This is a genomic window from Synechococcus sp. H55.9 (assembly GCF_047462355.1).
Taxonomy (GTDB): domain Bacteria; phylum Cyanobacteriota; class Cyanobacteriia; order Thermostichales; family Thermostichaceae; genus Thermostichus.
Map to the genome: position 1 here is coordinate 1 of NZ_JANSJB010000163.1, position 1,999 is coordinate 1,999.

3 protein-coding genes are annotated in these 1,999 nt (G+C 61.8%); 1 reads left to right on the forward strand and 2 read right to left on the reverse strand.

Going from position 1 to position 1,999, the window contains the following annotated elements; translation table 11 throughout:
• Nucleotides 1-400: hypothetical protein (locus tag NW857_RS12760; protein ID WP_414336185.1), on the forward strand; the 400-nt coding region annotated here is incomplete at its 5' end.
• Nucleotides 401-403: 3 nt separating this feature from the next.
• Here the strand turns inward: NW857_RS12760 and NW857_RS12765 are convergent.
• Together NW857_RS12765 and NW857_RS12770 are read right to left on the reverse strand one after the other, a co-directional pair.
• Complete coding sequence (locus tag NW857_RS12765) at nucleotides 404-625, reverse strand: RNA-binding S4 domain-containing protein (RefSeq protein ID WP_414336183.1); 222 nt, start codon at nucleotides 623-625, stop codon at nucleotides 404-406.
• Between the two features lie 117 nt (nucleotides 626-742).
• Nucleotides 743-1,846: a serine hydrolase gene (locus NW857_RS12770; RefSeq protein WP_414336181.1), complete on the reverse strand. Its 1,104-nt coding sequence runs from the start codon at nucleotides 1,844-1,846 to the stop codon at nucleotides 743-745.
• Nucleotides 1,847-1,999: the final 153 nt, after the last annotated feature.

Here is a 1,999-nt window from a genome sequence, read left to right on the forward strand (position 1 = left end):
GTTGCTGATTTCTCTTATTGGCTTGGGCTATATGGTGCGGCAGACGGCGCTGCCGGAGTTTCGAGCTGCCGGATTGGCCCATCTTTACTTCGTGGGCTTGGTCTGGACACTGGTGATCGCCCTGGGCATGATTCTCTCGGTGCTGCCTTTTGTCGGTCGTACCCCTCTAGCGGCTTTGAGCCAATATCTGGGGGTGTTTTGGCTGTGGCAAATGGGGTTGGGCCACTGGCTCAACGGCCTGGTGGATCCGCCGCGCCTTCCCTACTGGATCACCGGTGGGATCCAGATCTTGGCCGGAGTTGCCTGCCTGCTGTGGGGGCTGGAGTGGCAGTATGCGGTGGCAGGGGGGATCGGGGCTTTGGCCATGCTGCTTCTGATCCCGCTGCATGGATCTCGATAGATCTCACTGATCTCCCTCTGAGGCCTTATCCAGGTGCACCTGCCAGACTTGGCCCAGCGCCCTCACCTCATCCCCAAGGCGCAATTTGCGCCCGCGGCGGGTTTCCACCTCGCCATTGACCTGCACCTGTCCGGCTTGGATCAACTGCTTGGCCTGCCCACCGGTGGACACAACCCCCGCCCACTTGAGAAACTGATCCAGCTTAATCACGGGATCTGTCGCCATCACTGCACCCAAAGGGTTTTGACATCGACCAGTTGTCCCATTGCCTGTTTCTCCACTCTGGCATTTGCATTCTGCCCGGAATGGGGCTCGGGAGAGAAAAATTGGTGATGTTTGGGATCAGGGTTGCAAGCTGCTCGTGGTTGCCGTTGGATCCCCGGCCCAGAACTCATAAGCGGCTTGCGACAGGCTGGCGATCAGCTCTTCGGCTCTGGGGTCGTTGGGGGTTTCTCGCTTCACCCACACCGCCGCCACATAGCGTCGCCCGTTGGGCAAATCCAGGATCCCGGCATCTCCCACCACCGAGCGCAGGGTTCCCGTCTTGTGGGCAATGCGCACCTCCTGGCCCAGGTGGGGTCGAAAGTAGGAAGGCCGTTGGGTACGCCAGAGAATGTCCAAAAAGCGGTCGCGGCTGCGGCGGCTAAGCATGCGCCCCTGCTCCACTTGGCTGAGCAACCAAACCATGTCGCGTGGGCTGCTGGTGTTGGTGCCCTCCAGATCCGGTAGCCACCAGGAAATTTGCGTGTGCTGTAGCCCCCACTGACGAAATTTTTGGTTGAGAGCCTCCTGTCCACCCAGGCGATCGATGATCAGATTGGTGGCGAAGTTGTCGCTGAGGGTGCTCATCAGGGTGGCCGCCTCCAGGGCAGAGACCTGGGATCCCAGGGGACGGGTTTGGAGCACGCCCGCTCCTCCTGCCTTGAGATCTTCCCGCAGGGCGAGCGGTTCATCCAGCCGCACCTGCCCGGTTTCCACGGCCTGGAAAAAGGCCAAGAGAATGGGGATCTTGATTACGCTGGCGGCAGGAAAAGCCTGATCCGGCCTGACGCCGGCAAAGGCGCCGCTTTCCACTTCCCAAAACAGGGCCCCTGCCGTCAACCCCGGTTGGTCGGCCAAAGCGGCTAGGCGCTCCTGCAAAGCCGGGATCGCCTCTCCCTGCAGGGTATCGCTCGGCCCTGGATCCCCAAGCTGCGTCGTGGCAGGTTCTGTCTGTCCAGTGGGGGTTGATTGCAGCAGTTGCGAGAGGCCGGCCATTGTCAGGCCCAGGATGAGACTGAAGCTCAGGCCCCTGAGCAACACTTCTCCGAGGGCCGGAGAACGTCCTGGGCGGCGAGGCTGGACAGCCCGTTGGCGCAGACGGGCGATGGCTTTTTGGCGGGCCAGACGCAGCGGCTGAGGGTGGGAGGCAGCCGGGGCAGGAAGCAGGCGCCCAGAACCCCCCAATAGGGCATCCTTAGCGGATCGTGAGGGGCGGCGGGGATCCCGAGGCTTCTTGGGCGTTGGTCTCCTCTCCCTTGCTCCGGCCATGAGAACAACTGCTCCCACACAAGGCTTGCGTAAAGATGTTGACAGTTTTACCAGCTCTGGTGGCTCGGT